Annotated in this window: 14 protein-coding genes and 1 riboswitch; of the genes, 2 read left to right on the top strand and 12 right to left on the bottom strand. The window is 59.2% G+C overall.

The window, feature by feature from the left end; translation table 11 throughout:
• Positions 1–87: 87 nt before the first annotated feature.
• Together alaS and ltaE are read right to left on the bottom strand one after the other, a co-directional pair.
• Positions 88–2,712 carry an alanine--tRNA ligase gene (alaS, locus tag QF010_RS29325; protein ID WP_033056180.1) on the bottom strand — a complete coding sequence of 875 codons (2,625 nt, stop codon included), beginning with the start codon at positions 2,710–2,712 and terminating at the stop codon, positions 88–90.
• A gap of 146 nt (positions 2,713–2,858) precedes the next feature.
• Complete coding sequence (gene ltaE / locus QF010_RS29320) at positions 2,859–3,863, bottom strand: low-specificity L-threonine aldolase (RefSeq protein WP_033056179.1); 1,005 nt, start codon at positions 3,861–3,863, stop codon at positions 2,859–2,861.
• A 195-nt stretch (positions 3,864–4,058) separates the two neighbouring features.
• Positions 4,059–4,229, top strand: a riboswitch (FMN riboswitch).
• Between the two features lie 101 nt (positions 4,230–4,330).
• Here ltaE and QF010_RS29315 point away from each other — a divergent pair.
• Positions 4,331–4,840, top strand: coding sequence for a 6,7-dimethyl-8-ribityllumazine synthase (locus tag QF010_RS29315; RefSeq protein WP_007943897.1), 510 nt, complete (start codon positions 4,331–4,333; stop codon positions 4,838–4,840).
• Positions 4,841–4,963: 123 nt separating this feature from the next.
• Here QF010_RS29315 and astE read toward each other — a convergent pair whose 3' ends face one another.
• The 7 genes from astE to QF010_RS29280 form a co-directional block, all read right to left on the bottom strand.
• Positions 4,964–5,974, bottom strand: a complete 1,011-nt coding sequence (gene astE / locus QF010_RS29310) for a succinylglutamate desuccinylase (protein WP_429534485.1) — start codon at positions 5,972–5,974, stop codon at positions 4,964–4,966.
• Between the two features lie 12 nt (positions 5,975–5,986).
• Positions 5,987–6,274, bottom strand: a complete 288-nt coding sequence (locus QF010_RS29305; RefSeq protein WP_033056735.1) for a hypothetical protein — start codon at positions 6,272–6,274, stop codon at positions 5,987–5,989.
• Positions 6,275–6,294: 20 nt separating this feature from the next.
• The gene (gene astB, locus QF010_RS29300) at positions 6,295–7,641 is read right to left on the bottom strand and encodes an N-succinylarginine dihydrolase (RefSeq protein WP_033056736.1); all 1,347 of its coding nucleotides are present in this window, start codon (positions 7,639–7,641) and stop codon (positions 6,295–6,297) included.
• A 166-nt stretch (positions 7,642–7,807) separates the two neighbouring features.
• Positions 7,808–9,277, bottom strand: coding sequence for a succinylglutamate-semialdehyde dehydrogenase (astD, locus tag QF010_RS29295; RefSeq protein ID WP_429513102.1), 1,470 nt, complete (start codon positions 9,275–9,277; stop codon positions 7,808–7,810).
• The gene (gene astA, locus QF010_RS29290) at positions 9,274–10,299 is read right to left on the bottom strand and encodes an arginine N-succinyltransferase (RefSeq protein WP_008154313.1); all 1,026 of its coding nucleotides are present in this window, start codon (positions 10,297–10,299) and stop codon (positions 9,274–9,276) included. The genes astD and astA overlap by 4 nt, the downstream gene beginning before the upstream one ends.
• A gap of 95 nt (positions 10,300–10,394) precedes the next feature.
• Positions 10,395–11,414: an arginine/ornithine succinyltransferase subunit alpha gene (gene aruF / locus QF010_RS29285; protein WP_008154316.1), complete on the bottom strand. Its 1,020-nt coding sequence runs from the start codon at positions 11,412–11,414 to the stop codon at positions 10,395–10,397.
• A gap of 131 nt (positions 11,415–11,545) precedes the next feature.
• Complete coding sequence (locus QF010_RS29280; RefSeq protein ID WP_033056738.1) at positions 11,546–12,766, bottom strand: aspartate aminotransferase family protein; 1,221 nt, start codon at positions 12,764–12,766, stop codon at positions 11,546–11,548.
• A 287-nt stretch (positions 12,767–13,053) separates the two neighbouring features.
• Between QF010_RS29280 and QF010_RS29275 the strand changes: the two genes are divergently transcribed.
• Positions 13,054–17,919, top strand: a complete 4,866-nt coding sequence (locus tag QF010_RS29275) for a dermonecrotic toxin domain-containing protein (protein ID WP_429534484.1) — start codon at positions 13,054–13,056, stop codon at positions 17,917–17,919.
• 32 nt (positions 17,920–17,951) lie between these two features.
• On the opposite strand, the gene argR is transcribed toward QF010_RS29275, so the two are convergent.
• The 3 genes from argR to QF010_RS29260 all read right to left on the bottom strand — a co-directional run bounded on the left by argR (position 17,952) and on the right by QF010_RS29260 (position 20,950).
• A complete protein-coding gene (gene argR / locus QF010_RS29270) occupies positions 17,952–18,932 on the bottom strand; it encodes a transcriptional regulator ArgR (RefSeq protein WP_033056741.1) in 981 nt (326 codons plus the stop codon).
• A 113-nt stretch (positions 18,933–19,045) separates the two neighbouring features.
• The gene (locus QF010_RS29265) at positions 19,046–19,810 is read right to left on the bottom strand and encodes an ABC transporter ATP-binding protein (protein ID WP_008154324.1); all 765 of its coding nucleotides are present in this window, start codon (positions 19,808–19,810) and stop codon (positions 19,046–19,048) included.
• 27 nt (positions 19,811–19,837) lie between these two features.
• Positions 19,838–20,950 carry a M14 family metallopeptidase gene (locus tag QF010_RS29260; protein WP_429534483.1) on the bottom strand — a complete coding sequence of 371 codons (1,113 nt, stop codon included), beginning with the start codon at positions 20,948–20,950 and terminating at the stop codon, positions 19,838–19,840.
• Between the last annotated feature and the right edge of the window lies 1 nt (position 20,951).

Genomic DNA, 20,951 nt, shown 5'->3' with positions numbered 1-20,951 from the left:
AAGCCGCCTCTGCCCATGAAGGGCGCCCAAATAATCACTCAAACAGCGTTGCGGCCCGCCACTAGACTGCGGGCCGGACACACTGCCTTATAAACCCTGCTCTACAAATGGAACCGTCAGGGCCAATGCCGCATCCAGTGCGCCAGCGTCAGTACCACCGCCTTGCGCCATGTCTGGACGACCACCGCCCTTCCCGCCCACTGCAGCAGCGGCTTGCTTCATCAAATCACCGGCTTTGAGTTGGCCAGTCAGGTCTTTGGTTACGCCTGCAACCAGAACGACCTTTTCCTCATGGACACTGCCGAGCAGGATCACTGCGCGGCCGAGTTTGTTTTTCAGTTGATCGACCAGCGCCAGCAGCGCCTTGCCGTCCTGACCGTCCAAGCGCACGGCCAACACTTTCACGCCTTTGACATCCAGGGCAGAAGCCGACAGATCGTCGCCCGCTGCGCTGGCAGCCTTGGCCTGCAACTGCTCGAGCTGCTTCTCCAGCAGACGGTTGCGCTCCAGCACAGCCGACAGCTTGTCGATCAGGTTGTCGCGGCTACCCTTGACCAGGTTGGCCGCTTCCTTGAGTTGTTCTTCAGCAGCGTTCAAGTATGCCAGCGCCGCGGCGCCAGTGACCGCTTCGATACGACGCACGCCGGAAGCCACACCGCCTTCGCTGATAATCTTCAGCAGGCCGATGTCGCCAGTCCGGTTGGCGTGGATACCACCGCACAGCTCGACGGAGAAATCACCGCCCATGCTCAGTACGCGCACATTGTCGCCGTACTTCTCGCCGAACAGCGCCATGGCGCCCTTCTGCTTGGCGGTTTCGATATCGGTTTCTTCGGTTTCAACTTCGGAGTTCTTGCGAATCTCGGCGTTGACGATGTCTTCCAGCGCCTTCAACTGCTCAGGTTTGATGGCTTCGAAGTGGCTGAAGTCAAAGCGCAGGCGCTGACTGTCGACCAACGAACCTTTCTGCTGAACATGATCGCCCAGCACCTGACGCAATGCCGCGTGCAGCAAGTGAGTCGCCGAGTGGTTCAACGAAGTCGCGTGACGCACCTCGGCATCAACATGAGTTTCTACCGGCGCGCCGATGGTCAGGCTGCCCGAGTCCAGCACGCCGTGATGCAAGAAGGCACCACCGGTTTTGGTGGTATCGCGTACGTCAAAGCGCGTGTTGCCGACCTGAAGGAAGCCGCAGTCACCGATCTGACCGCCTGATTCAGCGTAGAACGGCGTCTGGTTCAGTACGACCACACCCTCGTCGCCTTCACTTAATACGTCGACCGCCTGGCCATCTTTATAGAGGCCAACGATTTTCGCCGAACCGCAGGTGGCGTTGTAACCGGTGAACTCGGTGGCCACATCAACCTTGACCAGGCTGTTGTAGTCCATGCCGAAGGAGCTGGCGGAACGGGCACGGACGCGCTGGGCTTCCATTTCGCGCTCGAAGCCTTCTTCGTCGATGGTCAGGCTGCGTTCGCGAGCGATGTCGCCGGTCAGGTCCATCGGGAAACCGTAGGTGTCGTAGAGTTTGAACACTACGTCGCCCGGCACCACGTCGCCTTTGAGCTCGGCCAGATCCTGCTCGAGGATTTTCAGGCCCTGCTCCAGGGTCTTGGCGAACTGCTCTTCTTCAGCTTTCAGTACGCGTTCGATGTGTGCTTGCTGGGATTTCAGCTCAGGGAAGGCTTCGCCCATCTCGGCAGCCAGTGCCGCAACGATCTGGTAGAAGAAGCTGCCCTTGGCGCCCAGCTTGTTGCCGTGACGGCAGGCGCGACGAATGATCCGGCGCAGCACGTAGCCGCGACCTTCGTTGGACGGCAGCACGCCGTCGGCAATCAGGAAACCGCAGGAGCGAATGTGGTCGGCGACAACTTTCAGGGACGCCTGATTGTCGTTGGTGCAACCGATGGCCTTGGCCGACGCGCTCAGCAGGCTCTGGAACAGGTCGATTTCATAGTTCGAGTGAACGTGCTGCAGCACAGCACTGATCCGCTCCAGGCCCATGCCGGTATCGACCGACGGCGCTGGCAACGGGTGCAACACGCCATCGGCGGTGCGATTGAACTGCATGAACACGTTGTTCCAGATTTCAATGTAACGGTCGCCGTCTTCTTCCGGCGAGCCCGGTGGGCCGCCCCAGATGTCGGCGCCGTGATCGTAGAAAATCTCGGTGCAAGGACCGCACGGGCCGGTATCGCCCATGGTCCAGAAGTTGTCGGAAGCATACGGCGCGCCCTTGTTGTCGCCGATTCGAACCATGCGCTCGGCCGGAACGCCGATTTCCTTGGTCCAGATGTCGTAGGCCTCGTCATCGCTGGCGTAGACGGTGACCCAGAGCTTTTCTTTCGGCAGGTTCAGCCACTTGTCGGACGTCAGGAAGTTCCAGGCGTAGGTGATCGCGTCGCGCTTGAAGTAATCACCGAAGCTGAAGTTACCCAGCATTTCGAAGAATGTGTGGTGACGGGCGGTATAACCGACGTTTTCCAGGTCGTTGTGCTTGCCGCCGGCGCGCACGCATTTCTGGCTGCTGACTGCGCGGGTGTACGCGCGCTTTTCCTGGCCCAGGAAACAGTCCTTGAACTGGTTCATCCCCGCGTTAGTGAACAGCAGGGTTGGGTCGTTGCCCGGAATCAAAGAGCTGGAGGCTACACGGGTGTGGCCTTGCTCTTCGAAGAAGCGAAGGAAGGCTTCACGGATTTCTGCGCTTTTCATTAGGTTCTTCCACGGAGGCTGCGGCCAAAGGCCTGTGCGAAACGTCAACAGACGAAGCGACGGCAAAGGGCCGCATTATATCGGCCCTGCGCGCGGGGTACAGCGTGTTTATACGATAGAAACGGTCAATTGGACCGCTAACGCTATCAGTTGCGCGAAAACTCGACGAATGTCGCGACGACCTGCTCGATTTGAGCGCGGCTGACGTCCATGTGCGTGACCATACGCAGACGTCCGGCAGCACTCAGCTTGATCCCGCGTTCGGCGGCAAACGCCTTGATGGCCTCGGCCTTGTCGCCCATCTGCACATAAACCATATTGGTTTGCACCGGCTCGACCTCGTAACCCGCCGCTCGCAAGCCTTCGGCCAGCAACTGCGCATTGGCGTGGTCATCCGCCAGACGCTGAACATGGTTATCCAGCGCGTACAAACCGGCTGCTGCCAGAATCCCGGCCTGGCGCATGCCGCCGCCGACCATCTTGCGCAGGCGTCGTGCCTTGCCGATCAACTCGACCGAGCCGCACAACACCGAACCGATCGGTGCGCCCAGGCCTTTGGACAGGCAGACCGATACGGAATCAAAGTGTTGAGTAATTTCCCGGGCATCGACACCCAATTTGACCGCCGCGTTGTACAGCCGCGCACCGTCCAGGTGCAGCTGCAATCCATGCTCACGGGTGAAGCTTCGAGCCCGCGCCAGATACTCCAGCGGCAAAACCTTGCCCTGCATGGTGTTTTCCAGCGCCAACAAACGGGTACGGGCGAAGTGGAAGTCATCCGGTTTGATCGCCGCCGCGACGTGCGCCAGGTCCAGCGAGCCGTCGGCCTGCACCTCCAGCGGTTGAGGCTGGATCGAACCCAGCACGGCCGCGCCGCCACCTTCGTACTTATAGGTGTGAGCCTGCTGGCCGACGATGTATTCGTCACCGCGTTCGCAGTGGGCCATCAAGCCCAGCAGATTGCTCATGGTGCCCGTCGGAACAAACAGCGCTGCAGCAAAACCCAGCCGCTTTGCAAGCTCGGCTTCCAGTCGATTGACCGTCGGATCTTCGCCGTAAACGTCGTCACCGGTGGCCGCTGTGGCCATCGCGTCGAGCATCCCTGCGGTCGGTTGGGTGACGGTGTCGCTGCGAAGATCGATAACACTCATGAATCTGGCCTCGGTAAGCAGGGAAAATCCCTTTCAATCAGGAATTACTGCGGTCATGCAGACCAATAATCAACCCTCGAGCAGGAAAAGGCTTCCTGAACCGACGAAAAAGTTGATAGCAATCATCAGATAGCAGCAATGCACAGGTGAGAAATATGTGTTAAAAACGCTTCGCCGCCAAACATTCTGGCGGCAAAACGTTCTCAGGGCGGGGTGCAACTCCCCACCGGCGGTAATTGCGCGCAATGCGCATAGCCCGCGAGCGCTTGGCGACAGGCACGGCAATGGCTGTGATGGCGGCAAGGTCAGCAGACCCGGTGTGATCCCGGGGCCGACGGTCATAGTCCGGATGAAGAGAGAACGGGATTGGCGCCAAAGGGCCGTCCGCAGGCATTCGTGCGAGCGTGCGTACCCTTAAATCCCATTCGATTCATATGCCCTGTTTTTACATAAACAGGAGTCAGAACATGCAACCCACCGCAATCGATAGCAAAAGCAAAAACCATCAGGGCGAGCGCGTTGCGTTCATCCAGGCCTGCTGGCACAAGGAAATCGTCGATCAGAGCCGTAAGGGCTTTGTGGCCGAAATGATTGCTCAGGGTTATCAGGAATCGGAGATCGATTTCTTCGAAGTCGGCGGCGCCTTTGAAATTCCGCTGCACGCCAAGCTGCTGGCCAAGTCCGGTCGTTATGCCGGCATCGTCGCAGCGGGCCTGGTGGTTGACGGCGGGATCTACCGCCACGAATTCGTCGCCCAATCGGTGATCAGCGGGCTGATGCAGGTTCAGCTGGAAACCGAAGTGCCGGTGTTCTCGGTAGTCCTGACCCCGCACCACTTCCATGCCGGCGAAGAACATCAGAAATTCTTCTTCGAGCACTTTGTGCATAAAGGCCAGGAAGCGGCGAAGACGTGCGCGGATACGCTGCACAAGATGCGTGCGTTGCGTCGTAGCGAGCCACGTGCGGTAGCCGTGTAAACACAAAACCTACCCTTGTAGGAGCGAGGCTTGCCCGCGAAGGCAATTTCATGATCAGCAGTTATGCTGAATGTTGAATCGCCTTCGCGGGCAAGCCTCGCTCCTACAAGGGACCGCGTTTTTTCAGGCAAGGTTTTCGTCGGTGGCAGGCACAATCAGGATGCCGGCGCGCAGGCCGTTCTTGACCTTGGGGTTCGGGAAGATGATCCGCGCACCCTCCTCCTCAATGATCCACCGGGTCTGGGCGATGTCTTCGGCCAGCAGGTAACCCACTTCCAATTCCGAAAAGTTCTCAATGTCCGCTGGCAGGTTCAAGCGGAAGCTATCGCTGTGCTTGATGATTTCTCGCGCCACGCTAAACAGCTGCAAACCGTCCAGCGCCTCTTCGGTCTGGGCTGGCTCGTTGCCTTCGATAATCTGTTTGAGGCGAGTTTCCAGAAGGTCGACGTTGACCCCATCGTTCTGCCCGAATGGCCGCGCCTTGCCCAACTCGAGGGTAAAGGACTCGGCACCGAGCTTGTCGTAGGTATAGGAACTGAAAACGATGGACGGCTTGTTTTGCAGCAGCACCGCTTCCATGCCAGCGGCACGCAGACGCGCCAGTTCCTGGCGTGAATGCTGACGGCCTTCTTTCCAGGGATACAGAGCGAACTGCTCGATCTTCGAACCGCGAATCGCGGTGTGCAGGTCGTAGTGCAGGCGGTTGCGATCCGGCAGGCTGAAGAAACTCGCCGCCAGCCGCTCCAGTTCACACGCGCGCAGGGCTTCGGAGCCGCTGCTTTGTTCGTGACGGCCGTTGAACAGCCGATTGACGTCCTGCTCGATGAAACGCTCGCCTTTGCGAATCGCTTCCGGGTTACCGAACAGAAACAGAATACGTGTACGCGGCTTCAAGTCGCCGCGGGCGATGTCATGCAACAGGCGATCAAGCAACTCGATCGGGGCTGTTTCGTTGCCATGGATGCCGGCCGATAGCAGCAGGTCCAGGCCGTTGTCGCGAGCTTCAGGTGGCCGGACTTCCAGCGCACCTTCGCTCAACCAGCGCATGCGCACGCCTTCGACAGTCAGTTGAGTCTTCTCCGCCGGTTCGCGGCCGGCGAGGGTCAGTTCAAGCAGTTTGCCGAGGGCGAGCATAGAGCGGTTTCCTTAGTGGTCGTGTGCGCAATCCGGGCCGTGCACGTGGTCTTCGTCACCGACTTCAGCCGGTTCCATTTCCAGTTGCAGACTTACCAGATTAGTCGCCAATGGGCGCAAAAGCAGGTTTGCGTACTCAGCGTCACCTTCTTCGACGTCCACGCCGATCAGCAATTGGCCGCGGCCGTCCTGCTGAATCCACAGCTCTTTGCCTTGCCACATGACCGCGACGCGGGTGCAGGAAGTTTCCAGTTGCGTGCCGTCGGTGTCTTCAAGGATCAGCTGCAGGGTATCGCTCATGTTTTTTACGCTCTCGACGTTCAATTGATCTGGAATGGATAAACCGCGCCCAGTTTAAGGATTTGTGTCAGTTCATCCAGTGCCGTCCGGCACTCAAGCAGCAATTGCGGGTCCGCGAGATCGTTTTCGGTCATGCGGTCGCGGTAGTGCTTGTCGACCCATTCGGTCAGCGTGCCGTACAACGGTGCCGTCATGATAACCCCTGGGTTGACGGCCGCCAGTTCGGTTTCGTTGAGCGCGACGCGCAGTCGCAGGCAAGCCGGGCCGCCGCCGTTCTGCATGCTCTGCTTCAAATCGAACACTTTCACTTCGCGGATCAGGCCGCCGGAGCTGGTCAAACCTTGCAGGTACTGCCAGACACGTTCGTTGCCACGGCATTCTTCCGGCACGATCAACAGCATCGAGCCGTCAGGACGCGACAGCAGTTGGCTATTGAACAGGTAGGAACGAACGGCGTCTTCCACGGTGACCGCGGAACGCGGTACGCAGATCGACTGAAATTTCCCACCGACTTTGGCGAGTTTGCTCTGCAATTCGGCCAGCATCTGCTCGGTGTCGAGGAACGCGTCCTCGTGATAGAACAGCACCTCGCCATTACCCACCGCGATCACATCGTTGTGGAACACGCCCTGATCGATCACCGAAGGATTCTGCTGAGCGTAAACCACCCCGTCATCGCTCAAGCCGTGCAGGCGGGCGACCGCCTGGGAGGCTTCGAGGGTCTGGCGGGCCGGGTACTTCTGCGGTGCCGGGTAACGGGTGTCGAATGCGCTGCGACCGAACACGAAGAACTCGACGCCGGCTTCGCCGTATTCACGGCAGAAACGGGTGTGGTTGGCGGCGCCTTCATCACCGAACTGCGCCACGGCCGGCAAGGCGGCGTGGTGAGCGAAGTGTTTCTGGTCAGCGAACATCGCCCCCAGCACGCGACTGGTAGTCGGGTGTTCGATGCTGCGGTGATATTTGCAGTTCAGGTTGGCCGCGGTGAAATGCACACGGCCATCCGCGGTGTCGGCACTCGGACTGACAGTGGCGGCGTTGGCCACCCACATGCTCGACGCCGAGCAACTGGCCACCAGCAACGGCATCGCATCTTTAGCCGCCTGCTCGATCACCTGAGCGTCGGTGCCGCTGAAACCCAAACGACGCAGGGCTGCCACGTCCGGGCGCTCCTGAGGTGCCAGCACGCCCTGTTGAAAGCCCATTTCCATCAGCGATTTCATTTTCGCCAGGCCTTGCAGCGCGGCTTCCTTCGGGTTCGAAGACTGCTGGCTATTGCTCTGGGACGCGACGTTGCCGTAGGACAAACCGCCGTAGTTATGGGTCGGCCCCACTAGACCGTCAAAATTGACTTCATAGGATTTCATCAGCGAGGCTCCACGAGAATCTGTTGTTATAGGCATCAGTAACTAACTGTTCAGTGCGACCGAGTCGCGGCCATCGCGAGCAGGCTCGCTCCTACAGGTTCGGTGGTGTCACACATTTTATGTAAGACACAAATCATGTAGGAGTGAGCCTGCTCGCGATTGGGCGTTACGTCATCTTCACGCCAGGCGTCAAAGCGGTCGGCAAAGTCAGGCTCGGCGTTTCCAGCGAAGCAACCGGGTACGCGCAGTAATCTGCCGCGTAGTAGGCGCTGGCGCGGTGATTGCCCGAGGCGCCGACACCGCCGAATGGCGCGCTGCTCGCAGCACCGGTCAGCTGCTTGTTCCAGTTGACGATACCTGCACGGCTTTCCAGCCAGAACTGCTGATAACGCGCTTCGGAATCCGACAGCAGACCGGCCGCCAGGCCATAGTCGGTGTCGTTGGCTTCAGCGATCGCCGCCTCAAAATCAGCGTAGCGGATCACTTGCAGCAGCGGGCCGAACAGCTCTTCGTCAGGGCGATCAACCACTGCCGTTACGTCCAGAATGCCAGGGGTCAGCAAGGCGGCTTGAGCTTGCGGTTGAGTCATTTCCAGCAATGCTACTGCGCCGTTACCCAGCAGATGTTCCTGCGCATCCATCAGTGCTTTCGCAGCGCCGAGAGAAATCACCGAGCCCATGAACGGTGCTGGTTGCTGATCAAACGCGCCAACTTCAATCGTACGGCTGACCGCCACCAGACGCGTCAGCAGTGTGTCGCCCCAGGCGCCCTGCGGCACCAGCAAGCGGCGCGCACAGGTGCAACGCTGGCCGGCGGAAATGAACGCAGACTGGATGATGGTGTAAACGGCAGCATCGAGGTCTGCGACCTGATCAACGACCAGCGGGTTGTTACCGCCCATTTCCAGCGCGAGGATCTTGTCCGGACGACCGGCAAACTGTTGATGCAGGTGATTGCCGGTGCGGCTGGAGCCGGTGAAGAACAAGCCATCGATGCCAGGGTTCGCCGCCAGGGCGATACCGGTTTCGCGGGCGCCTTGCAGCAGGTTCAGCACGCCTGCTGGCAGGCCGGCTTCAATCCAGCATTTAACCGTCAGCTCGGCGACTTTCGGCGTCAGCTCGCTTGGTTTGAACAGCACACTGTTACCGGCCAGCAGCGCCGGCACGATGTGACCGTTCGGCAAGTGACCAGGGAAGTTGTAAGGCCCGAACACCGCGACCACACCGTGTGGCTTGTGGCGCAACACGGCGGTGGCGTCGCCCAGCGGGCCGCTCTTCTCGCCAGTACGTTCGCGGTAGCTCTGCACCGAAATCGCAATCTTGTTGACCATGCTGGTAACTTCGGTCGCCGCTTCCCACAAAGGTTTGCCGGTTTCCTCACCGATGGTTCGAGCCAGTTCGTCAGCGTTGTTCTTCAGCGCGGCGGCAAAGGCCTCCAGCACGGTGATGCGCTCTTCCAGGGTACGTCGGGCCCAGCTCGGGAATGCCTGGCGTGCGGCTTGCACGGCCGATTCAACCTGAGCAGTGGTAGCGCCTTCGCCGGCCCACAGCACCTGTTGGGTGACCGGGTTCAGCGACTGAAAGGCTTCACCTTGGCCGGCCAGCCATTCACCTGCGATGTATAGCGAATTCATTATTTCGACTCCCTGGCAGCGGACAACGGAACGGCGCGCACTTGATCGCCGGCGTTGAGTTGAAGACGTTTGGCAGTCAGTGGGTCGACCACCAGCGTACCGGCGGCGAAACGTGCAGGAGCAGCAGTGATCCGGCAGTCTTCGCGCTTGCGGTTATGAATCAGGAACGGAGTGGCGTCGTCACCCGGCGTGCCGATGGCCAGCACCAGTGCCTGGCTGTCGCGCACGGCGCGGATCTTGCCGGTTTCACACTCAACCGCAGGACCGGCGTCGAAGATGTCGACGTAGCCTTGATAGCTGAAGCCTTCGCTTTTGAGCATGGCCAGCGCCGGCTCGGTGTCTGGATGAACCTGACCGATCACGTTGCGTGCATCTTCCGACAGGAAGCAGGTGTACAACGGGAATTTCGGCATCAGTTCGGCGATGAACGCCTTGTTGCCCACGCCGGTCAGGTAGTCAGCCTGGCTGAATTCCATCTTGAAGAAGTGACGGCCCAGGCTTTCCCAGAACGGCGAACGCCCTGCTTCATCGGACATGCCGCGCATCTCGGCGATGATCTTGTTGCCAAACAGCTGCGGGAACTCGGCGATGAACAGCATCCGCGCCTTGGCCAGCATGCGGCCGTTGAGGCCCGTGCGGTAGTCGGCGTGCAGGAACAGCGAGCACAGCTCGGAATTGCCGGTCAGGTCGTTGGCCAGGAACAGCGTCGGGATTTCGCGATAGATGTTCAACTCTTGCGAAGCGCTGACGGTCAGGCCAACCCGGAAGTTGTACCAAGGCTCACGCAGACCAACGGCACCGGCAATAGCGGAGATACCCACCACGCGGCCGTCATCGTCTTCGAGCACGAACAGGTAGTCCGCATCGCCCCGCCCGGCTTCGCCGCGGAAGGTCTTCTCGGCCCAGCCGACCCGATGGGCCAGACGCTCTTCGTTGGCCGGCAAGGTGGTCAGGCCAGTGCCGGTGCTGCGGGCCAGGTCGATCAGAGCGGGTAAATCGCTGCTGCGTACGGGACGAACGATCATGCTATCTCCTCAAACGGGCCGCTTGCGCCACCCGTGAAACTCGCTGCTTTTTAGGCATTCTTTCCAAGCATTTTTGCCAGGCGTAGCAGCGGGTGTTAAACCGCTACCAGGCGCACGCTGGCACCTTCACCGACGCCCAGGGCTTCGGCCGCTTCAAGATCCAGGGTCACGGGTTTGCCCGGCGCGTAATCGAGCTCAAGCAAAACGGCGCGGTAATCCTGCAACTGGGCGTTGGCCACCAGGTACTGACGACCGGCGCCTTTGACCGGCTCGCCGATTTTCACCGGGACTACACGGCTCTGGGCGATCGAACGGATCCCCGAGACACGGGCGTGCAGGGTCGGCCCACCGTCGAAAATATCGATGTAGTGATCGGTCTCGAAGCCTTCGCGCATCAGAATGTCGAAGGTGATCTGCGCCCGTGGGTGCACCTGGCCCATCGCCTCTTGAGCGGAGTCCGGCAGCAGCGGCACATAGATCGGGTAATGCGGCATCAACTCCGCCAGGAACGTCCGGCTCTTCAGACCGCACAGACGCTCGGCAGCGGCGTAGTTGAGGTCGAAGAAATTACGACCGATGGCATCCCAGAACGGCGAATCACCGTTTTCATCGCTGTAACCGACGATCTCGGTCACCACCGAATCAGCAAAACGCTCCGGATGGCTGGCCACGAACAGCAAGCGACCACGGGAGTTGAGTTCCGACCAGGCCGAACCCACCAGCTCCGGCAGCACGTAGAAACTGGTCAGCAAACTATTGCCAGTCAGGTCGTGGCACTGAGAGAGCACGTGGATCTTGTTGTGAATCTTCAGCTCGCGAGAGGCGTGCACAAAGGTTTCATTTCGGAAGCTGTAGAACGGCTCCGAATAACCGGCCGACGCAACGATGGCCGAGCAGCCCACCAGTTTGCCGGTGGCGGTGTCTTCGAGGACGAAGAAATAGCTCTCTTCACCGTTGAAGCTGACTTCGGCGGCGAACGAGGCTTCGCTTGCTGCGATCTTGTCGCTCAGGCGTTCAACGTCATCCGGCAAGGAAGTGACACCAATCGGGCTGTCCGCAGCCAGACGCTGTACCTCGCCCAGATCAGCCATTTGCGCGGGGCGCATCACCAGCATGGTGTCACTCCTTACTTAACTTCAGGTTGGCGATTTGCGCCAACTCGGGGAAAAAAATGCCGGGCAGGCCCGGCACAGGAAAATTGTCAGCGCCTATCTATAACGATAGGCGCTGAGGAGCACTGCATGAATCAGGCTTGAGTCAGTTTCGCCGCCGCGCGCTCGAAACGATCCAGACCGGCATCGATATCGGCGTCTTCAACCACCAGGCTTGGCGCAAAACGAACCACGTCCGGACCGGCTTGCAGAATCATCAGGCCTTCTTTTTCAGCGGCGTTGAAGATGTCCTTGGCCTTGCCTTTCCAGGCATCGTTCAGCACGCAACCGATCAACAGGCCCATACCACGGACCTGGGTGAACAAGCCGTACTTCTTACCGATCTGTTCCAGACGGGCCTTGAACTTGTCGTGCTTGGCGTTGACGCCGGCCAGCACTTCAGGGGTATTAACCACGTCGATCACAGCTTCAGCGACAGCGCACGCCAGCGGGTTGCCGCCATACGTGGTGCCGTGAGTGCCGACAACCAGGTGTTTGGCCAGGTCTTCGGTGGTCAGCATTGCGGCGATCGGGAAACCACCGCCCAGGCTCTTGGCGCTGGTCAGGATGTCCGGGGTCACGCCGTAATGCTGGTAGGCGAACAGCTTGCCGCTGCGGCCCATACCGGTTTGCACTTCGTCGAAAATCAGCAGCGCGTTGTGCGCGGTGCACAGTTCACGGGCGCCTTGCAGGTATTCGAGTTCGGCCGGGATGACGCCGCTCTCGCCCTGGATCGGCTCCAGAACCACAGCGCAAGTCTTGTCGGAAATGGCGGCTTTCAGCGCGGCCAGATCGTTGTACGGCACGTGGGTGATACCGGTGATCTTCGGACCGAAACCGTCGGAATACTTCGACTGGCCACCGACGTTCACGGTGAACAGGGTACGGCCGTGGAAGCTGTTGAGCGCGGCGATGATTTCGTACTTCTCGCTGCCAAAACGATCGAAACCGACGCGACGGGCCAGCTTGAAGGCGGCCTCGTTGGCTTCGGCCCCGGAGTTGCAGAAGAACGCGCGATCGGCAAACGTAGCGTCGATCAGCTTATGCGCCAGGCGCAAGGCCGGCTCATTGGTGAAGACGTTGGACACATGCCACAGCTTGTTCGCCTGCTCGGTCAAGGCAGCGACCAGCGCCGGGTGCGCATGGCCCAATACGTTAACGGCAATCCCGCCGGCGAAGTCGATCAGCTCGCGGCCAGACTGGTCCCAGACGCGGGAACCGGCGCCACGAACAGGAATGAAAGCGGCAGGCGCGTAGTTGGGAACCATTACCTGGTCGAAATCGGCGCGTTGTACCGCAGCGTGCTCAACGGACATCGGAGTCTCCTGATGAGGAACACTCGCCTGAAACTGGCGAGCGATGGGGGGATTGTAAGGACAGTTTTCAGCCCGGCCTTGCCGCCAAGCGACAACTTCTTATAGCGCAAACCCCGGTTTCAGCCGGGTTTACGGCAATGCGACATATAGCGTCGCAAAGGCGCAGTTTAAACTGCCGGCACAGGTTATAGGCAGGGTTGTCGAGCGGTGCGGTAAATATGTACCGCACGGAACCGATCATCGTCTGTTTTGCTGGCGGCTCATCCAAAACGCTAAGGGAATAGCGCATGAGCCGATACGAGAATGATCGCCTTTCTTCTACTGGGGACAGTGAATCCGCTACGCAGCCGGACGATCACTACCATCACCTGTTCAACAATCTGCCAGCCTGGGTATTAGAAGCATCGTCCAGCACACACCGCGCCCTTAAGACCGCTACGCTGATGACGCCGGACTGGCATGCCACCGCAACACCCCAGCAGCACCAGTCGCTGAAAAAGATCACTCAGGAACACTGGACCCATCGAAATCGTCTGGACTCAATGCTGTCGAAGCTGCAAAGCGCGCAAGCCTTTGCCGAACCGCTGCTGAGCGACGCCCTGAAAGCCCGGTTTGACCTGAATCTGGACGTCAAAACCACCTTCCTGCGCCTGTACGTCCCTCAAACCGTGCCGCTTTTCGGAATCAAGACTGGCGCCGCGCGCTCCTGGACCGTGTCGATGCTCGACGCCGCCCTGCATAACTTTCAGGAATCGGAAACAGCGGCAGGGGCTTACGAGTCAGACTCGACGTTCATCACCCAACCTTCACCCACAGGGCAGTTCGATACGCTGCCGGCGGTCAAGCAAAAGCTGACTATCCCGGCCTTTGTCCGGTTATGCCGGGAACTGGATATCGGCGCCCGGTACAACGCTTACCTCAAAGACAATCTGGGGATCTCCAACCCGGTGGCCGGTGCGGTGTTGAAATCGAAGGTGATCGGCTCACACAAAACAGCACTCCAATCTGCGCTGCAGATGGCGCAAGTCCGAAAGGATATTCCAGCGGATGCCCATCTCTCGATCCTGCGCATTCTGCAAGGGCGTTCGGGTGCTCGACTGGATGGGCAGCCGCTGTATGGTCACGACCTGACAATGATGTCCTCCTCGCTGACCGGCATTGTAATTTTCGCGGCGAGCCTGGAGCGCGCACGCACGGCAACACGGATCATTGCCTACATTCCCGATGATCCAGAGCATCCTCTCAAGGAGTACCCGAACACATTGGTGTTCATGGCCGAGCTGACCCGCAAACTGCGCTCGACCGCTTATCAAACGTTCTTCAGTCGTTTCGTCGACCACAAGGAAAGAGGACATTTTTTCGCGGACCTCAACCGTCGCCTCCAGAGCGTGACCTGGCATCAACACCGACAGGGCGACCCACTGCCGAGCTGGCGCGAAACGCCCATCGACAAGCCTGATTTGCGGTTTTCGGCGATTCCGTTCAGAGCGGACCTGTTCAACCATCTCTATCAGCGACAGCTGAACAAGACCCTCAACGATGCAAGCACGCTCGCCGTCTCCACTGCCACTGCGGACAGCAACGCGCGATGGGCATTGTGGAATGCCTTCAGCAAAGTGACCTCAACGCTCCTTGAAATCGCGACGTTCGTTGCGTTGCCTTTCGTCCCGTTTCTCGGCGAATTGATGCTGGGCTACATGGCCTATCAGTTACTCGACGAAACCTTCGAAGGCATAGTGGACCTGGCTGAAGGGCTGAAAACAGAAGCGTTCGGGCATCTGATGACGTTCGTCGAAACGGTGGTTCAGGTGGGGACATTTGCGGTAGGCGGCGCCATCGCTGCCCGTACCCTTAACCATCTGCTCTCTCGTGAAGCTATTGCGCTTGTCGACCCACTCAAACCCGTCACAACTCCCAAAGGAAAAACCCGCTACTGGAAGCCGGATCTCAAGCCTTATGAACAAGCACTCATTTTGCCGGAAGGAGCAAAACCCGATGATCTCGGCCTCTATCAAAACAAGGGCAAGACGCTGCTGCCACTGGAGGGAAAACTGTTTGCCGTGAAGCCCGACCGCTTGCCAGGTACGTTTCAGATTGAGCATCCGAACCGAACTGATGCCTATCGGCCGCCTCTGCTGCATAACAACCACGGCGCCTGGCACACAGAACTGGAGCAACCGCTGAACTGGGACCGGGAAAAGGTCATGCGCCGCCTCGGCCATAGCGTCGAGTCGTTCACCAACGCCGAGCGCGAACAGATCCTGCGGGTCAGCGGTTACCACGACAACGCAGTGCGCGAAATGCATGTCGAACATTATCGCCCGCCTTCGCTGCTGACAGACACGATCAAGCGCTTCAGGATCAACCGGGACATCGAAACCTTTATCGAACAGATCGGCAGCAACCAACCCGAGCGCTATCGCAAGGCCGATCTGATCCTGCAACACCAATTGCTGACCACCTACGACGACTGGCCTGCCAACACGCCAATGCCGGCACCGGAAACCCAAACACAAGTCTTCAGAAAACAAACGGCCGAACTTGCCCTGAAGCATCACAAATCGCTGTTCGATACACGCTATCGCGCGCAGGAGAAAGCCGGCAACGCGCAGGTCCAGCGACTGCTCGACGACGTGCATGGATTGCCGACCGATGTCGCGCAAGAGCTGGTGAACAATGCAACCGGGACCGAGTTACGCCAGTTGCACAACGGTCGCTCGCCCCAACGGCTCAAGGAAGCAGCACTCAAAGCCATGGAGGCCGTACGCGCAACCAGAGCCTGTGAAGGTCTTTATTCCGACGCTCTGGACAACACCGACACCCACCGACTGGCCTTGCAAAGCCTGAATTCGCTGCCCGGTTTTGCCGCCGAGCTGCGTATTGAAGTGAGGGATTATGCCCATGACGGATTTGTGCGCGACAGCATTGGCCAGTCCGATGCCCCGATCGTCAAAACACTGGTGCGCGCTGAAGACGGCACTTACCAGGTTTACCAAGACAGCGAATCGGTGCCCGGTGATTTTTATCAGGGACTTTTTCAGGTGCTGCCGCCAGCACAGCGCAACGCGCTGAACCCATCTATCGCAAATGCTCAGTCACTCAAACTACGCATCGCCGAACATGCATTGAACCAACCGGCACTGCGCAAGCTGTTCGCAAAAAATCCCCATCGAAAACCGTTCTACGACCCGACGACCATGCGTTTGCCCGGCGGCACAGAGGGATACAGGCGCAGTTACGCCCCGACGCCCTCTCTCAACGACCGTGTTCGCGAGGTTTACCCCAGCCTTTCCGAGGAAGAACACCAGTCTGTTGTTCTCCAGTTACAAGCGCATCCCGATGGCGCGCGCGTGGAGCTCTCACGCCTGTCCAGCGAGCTCTCGCGACTGCATCTGGACCTGAACACCTGGATAAATGACTCGCCCACTGTTCACCCGCGAACCCGGGCCCCTCTGAGCGATCTGGAACAACAGGCCGCTCAACACAACCGCAGGCTTCTGGCCCAGGAAATCCAGCGCAGCTGGCGTCGACAATCAGAGCGAGACTTCGATGGCCCGAATGACACGCCGCGCTACACACTCAGATTTGCCGAGCCGATTCTTGGCGATCTACCCACGCTGACGGCCGATTTCCCCCATGTGTCATTGCTGTCCCTTGAAGGCAGTCATGCTGTGCAGGGCGTTCCCGAGTTTCTTCAGCGCTTCAACAGTTTGCGTCGCCTCGATTTAAAACGCTTTTCCCTGACCTCCCTCCCCGAGGCCATTCCTCGAATGACGGACCTTGATGCACTGGTGTTAAGCGATTGCGCAATCAGGTTCGATGCAGCCAGCTGGTCGAAGCTGTCTTCATTGAACAAACTGGTGATGCTTGATCTGTTCCAGAACCCGTTCACGATGCTGCCCAGTGTCGAATCCATGCCTGAGCTTGTTCACCTGGACTTGAGCCGTACCGGCCTGACCGATATTCCCGACAGCGTAGTTCGCCACCCTAAACTTGATACCGCCAAGCTGCTCCACAACAGGATCAGTGAACTGCCCTCGCAATTATTCGAAAGCCCGGTGTACACCAAACGCGCACTGCACCTGACGCACAATCCGCTTTCGGATAACGCCCGACAACTGATCAAGCATCACTACTTCGACAGCTCATACGATTTGGGTATCTATGCCCCAGAGGCGGACATCAACCGAGTCAGGGCGCTGTACCCGAACCTGGAGGTCGAGCAGGCGAGCGAGTTTGTCTATGAACTGCCAGGCACCCTGGCAGACGGCCGGGTCGAGCTGACAAACCTTGAAGCGGAGTTGGCACAACTGAGCAACGACTTGGCGGCATGGACCGCCAACCTTCCGGCCCAACACCCGTTGACGGGTGAGCCGTTCACCGCCCAACAACAGTTTGTCGAGCACATGAACCGCGACCAGTTCAAACAGACACTGGAGCAGTGCTGGCGGCATGAAAGCGAACTGGATGATTTCAATGAGGCGCTGGAGCCCACCTATGACCTCGTTTTCGAGTCCTACATCAACGGCGACCTGCCTACCCTGAACGCCGACTTCAGTCATGTGACATCGCTGCAGTTACTCAGCGTCAACGGAGTGACCCGCGCCGGGCATTTTCTGGAGTCTTTCCCCAAACTCAAAAGCCTCAGGCTTCGCGCCTGTAATCTGGGCAATATTCCTGATGCGGTGTTCAAGATGGGTCAACTGCGCACACTGTCGATCCCTGAATGCCGCGTCAGACTGTCAGCGGAATCGGCAAGTGCGCTGGCGGGAATGGAACAGCTCGATTATCTCGACCTGGCCCACAATCCCCTGGGGCAAACGCCTGACCTGAGTCAGATGACGGAACTCGCGACCGTACGGCTGAATGACACCGGTATCAGCGAAATACCGCACGGCCTGCTGCAAATGACAGAGCTGGACTGGGCCGACCTCAGTGACAACGCCATCACCGAAGTCCCCGGCGACGTGCTGGAACTGCCGGTGGAAATCGCTGAAAACATCAGCTTTCGAGGTAATCGGTTTTCCGAAGAGAGCCTGCTACGACTGATCAGCTACTTCGAACAGACGGGCATGGACTTTGGCGTGGAAGAGGTGATCAATCGAGGAGAGATGGGCATCTCGACTTCCGAAGGCTCCGACATGGAGGAATAAATCAGCCTTCAGCAGGTGGCGTGGTTGCTCAGTCACCCACGCTCCGAGGGCACCGACGACAATTCGAACGGGCTGCTACTGCGTCGCTGGTTGCGATCTTCCCGTGGCGTGGCACCGAAGAAGTTGCGGTAGGCGCTGGAGAAATGCGGCCCCGAGGAGAAGCCACATGACAGGCCGATCTGGATGATCGACTTGCTGGTTTGCATCAACATTTGCCGGGCCTTGTTCAGGCGCAGTTCCAGGTAGTACTGGCTCGGCACACGGTTGAGGTATTGCTTGAAGATCCGCTCCAGCTGCCGACGGGACACGCACACGTGCTGGGCGATTTCGTCGGTGGTCAGCGGCTCCTCGATGTTGGCTTCCATCAGCAACACGGCTTGCGTGAGCTTCGGATGGCTGGAACCGAGACGGTTCTGCAGCGGAATGCGTTGGCGCTCGCCGCCTTCGCGGATGCGCTCGACTACCAGTTCTTCCGACACTGCACCAGCCAGTTCGGCGCCGTGATCGCGGGCCAGCACGGCCAGCAACAAGTCGAGTACCGACAGGCCGCCGCACGCGGTCAGGCGATCGCGATCCCAGTCGAACAGGTGACTGGTGGCGATGACTTTCGGGAAACGTTCGGTGAAATCGTCCTGCCAGCGCCAATGCACGGCAGCGCGGTAACCGTCGAGCAAACCCAGTTGGGCCAACGGGTAAACACCGGCCGACAAACCACCGATCACGCAACCGGCACGCACCAGTTGTTTCAGCGAACTACTGAGCGCTGGCGCGAGCGTGGTTGGCGGCTCATCGGCGAGCAGGAACAGTTTCTGGAAGTTTTCGAGCTTGCCGGCCCACGGCTCACCCGGCAATTGCCAGGCGCCTTCGGTCGGCGGTTCGGCCTGCAAAAACGACAGTTCGTAGACAACGTCCGGATGCACACGCTGGGCAACACGCAAGGCCTCCTCAGCCAGCGCAAGCGTCAGTGCTTTAGTGCTGGGCCAAATCAGGAAACCAATTCGATGGGCAGTCATGGCGGGCAATCCGAAACGAAAACACTGTTAGAAGCCGAAAGCGGCTGCAACCAAATTAGACCATCTGGCGCGCGGTGCGCAGCATGACCTAATTTGGTGCGTAACGGGAGCGATTACTTCAGGCTGCCCGAGAGGAATTGTTGCAAGCGTTCGGACTGTGGATTGACCAGCACCTCACGCGGGTTGCCGCTTTCTTCGACGACACCTTTGTGCAGGAACACCAGCTGGTTCGACACTTCACGGGCGAAGCCCATTTCGTGCGTCACCACCACCATGGTCCGGCCTTCCAGCGCCAGGGCCTGCATGACTTTCAGCACGTCGCCAACCAGCTCCGGGTCGAGCGCCGACGTCGGTTCGTCGAACAGCATCACCTCAGGCTCCATCGCCAGCGCACGGGCAATCGCCACACGCTGCTGCTCACCGCCGGACATGTGGCCCGGGTAAGCATCTTTACGATGAGCCACACCGACCTTGTTCAGGTAGTGCTCGGCCTTTTCGCGGGCTTCGGCCTTGGACATGCCGAGCACGTGGACCGGCGCTTCCATGATGTTTTCCAGCGCGGTCATGTGCGACCACAGGTTGAAATGCTGGAACACCATCGACAGGCGCGAACGCATGCGTTGCAGCTGTTTCGGGTCGGCCGCCTTCAGCGCGCCGTCCTTGTTGGCGACCAGTTTCAGCTCTTCATTGTTAAGCAGAATCTTGCCCGCGTGCGGCTGCTCCAGCAGGTTGATGCAACGCAGGAAGGTACTTTTGCCGGAGCCACTGGAGCCGATGATGCTGATCACATCGCCAGCCGCCGCTTTCAGGGACACGCCCTTGAGCACTTCGTGACTGCCATAGCGTTTATGCAGGTCTTGGACTTCAAGTTTGTACATGCGGTCGGTTCTCACAAAAACAGTCAGTCAGTCGTTGAGCAAGCGCCCGTGACGCAGCGCTTCGCGCCCCGCCACCTTGGCCAGCCAGAAACCGGGTTGGGCATAACGCAGCCGTTCAATGGCAAACAGCACCCCGGACGTACCAGCACACACCGTGCTGACCCGATCCGATAACGGATCGATCACTTCGAAAATCTCATCGCCGGCTTCAATCCATTCACCGGGTTTACGCAAGAAACTGATCACGCCAGGGTGTGGCGCGAACAGCAATTCGGTGCCTTCGAACGGCATGCCTTCGCAAGCGTCCTGCGCAGGCTTTGGCCATTCGCCGCTGATCAAGCCTTGTTCGGCGAGGAACGCCAGAATGCCTTCGGCGTAAGCGCAGGCTTCAGCGCGACCGGTATCGGCTTGACCACCCAATTCAATGGTAGTCGCCAGGCAGGACAAGGGAATCTGCGCATCAGGAAACAGACGCGACAGACGCAACCACGGCAGCGAACAGGCTTCGTCGAAGGAACTGCCGCCGGAGTCTTCCGCCAACAACCCCACCTTCACGTCCAGGTGCGCGGCCAACGAACACCATTGCGGCCAGTGTTGCGGCAAGGCGTACATGTGCAGCGCCGCTTCGGCATCGCAATGCAGATCCAGCACCACGTCAGCGGTGCAGGCATGGCTGAGCAAAATGCGCTGCATGCCTTGCAACTGACTGGCGGCTGGCGGCAATGCAGCCAACGCATCGCTCATGGCCTGACGGATCAGCTGAATATTGGCGTGCGGATCATCACCCAAGTGCCCTTCCAGCTCGGCGGCCACTGGCGCGCTCAGCTCGAAGAAATCCCGGTTGAAGTTCTTGCCGCTGCCCGCCTCAAAACGCCCTTGATGATTGCCTTGCAGCAGTTGACTGAGGCCCAGTGGATTGGCCACCGGCACCAGTTCGATCACACCGTTGAGCAAGCCTTGGGCTTCGAGTTCGGTCAGGCGCTTTTTCAGCTCCCAAGCCGTGCGCATGCCCGGCAATTCATCGGCGTGCAGGCTGGCCTGAATGTAAGCCTTACGCTCGCCACTACCGAAGCGGAACACCGAAATCTGGCGTTCGCTGCCCAGGTGGCTCCACGGCAATGAATGATCGATGCGTTCCATA

This window comes from Pseudomonas silensiensis (assembly GCF_050434865.1).
Taxonomy (GTDB): domain Bacteria; phylum Pseudomonadota; class Gammaproteobacteria; order Pseudomonadales; family Pseudomonadaceae; genus Aquipseudomonas; species Aquipseudomonas fluorescens_W.
This window is presented reverse-complemented; position numbering and strand designations above follow the sequence as displayed.

Excerpts from the sequence above, each read along its gene's own strand:
- alaS (WP_033056180.1), bottom strand. The coding sequence starts at position 2,712 with ATGAAAAGCGCAGAAATCCGTGAAGCCTTCCTTCGCTTCTTCGAAGAG.
- QF010_RS29280 (WP_033056738.1), bottom strand. The coding sequence starts at position 12,766 with ATGTCCGTTGAGCACGCTGCGGTACAACGCGCCGATTTCGACCAGGTA.
- QF010_RS29260 (WP_429534483.1), bottom strand. The coding sequence starts at position 20,950 with ATGGAACGCATCGATCATTCATTGCCGTGGAGCCACCTGGGCAGCGAA.
- QF010_RS29275 (WP_429534484.1), top strand. The coding sequence starts at position 13,054 with ATGAGCCGATACGAGAATGATCGCCTTTCTTCTACTGGGGACAGTGAA.
- astA (WP_008154313.1), bottom strand. The coding sequence starts at position 10,299 with ATGATCGTTCGTCCCGTACGCAGCAGCGATTTACCCGCTCTGATCGAC.
- astE (WP_429534485.1), bottom strand. The coding sequence starts at position 5,974 with ATGCTCGCCCTCGGCAAACTGCTTGAACTGACCCTCGCCGGCCGCGAA.
- argR (WP_033056741.1), bottom strand. The coding sequence starts at position 18,932 with ATGACTGCCCATCGAATTGGTTTCCTGATTTGGCCCAGCACTAAAGCA.
- astB (WP_033056736.1), bottom strand. The coding sequence starts at position 7,641 with ATGAAATCCTATGAAGTCAATTTTGACGGTCTAGTGGGGCCGACCCAT.
- QF010_RS29305 (WP_033056735.1), bottom strand. The coding sequence starts at position 6,274 with ATGAGCGATACCCTGCAGCTGATCCTTGAAGACACCGACGGCACGCAA.
- aruF (WP_008154316.1), bottom strand. The coding sequence starts at position 11,414 with ATGCTGGTGATGCGCCCCGCGCAAATGGCTGATCTGGGCGAGGTACAG.
- ltaE (WP_033056179.1), bottom strand. The coding sequence starts at position 3,863 with ATGAGTGTTATCGATCTTCGCAGCGACACCGTCACCCAACCGACCGCA.
- QF010_RS29265 (WP_008154324.1), bottom strand. The coding sequence starts at position 19,810 with ATGTACAAACTTGAAGTCCAAGACCTGCATAAACGCTATGGCAGTCAC.
- QF010_RS29315 (WP_007943897.1), top strand. The coding sequence starts at position 4,331 with ATGCAACCCACCGCAATCGATAGCAAAAGCAAAAACCATCAGGGCGAG.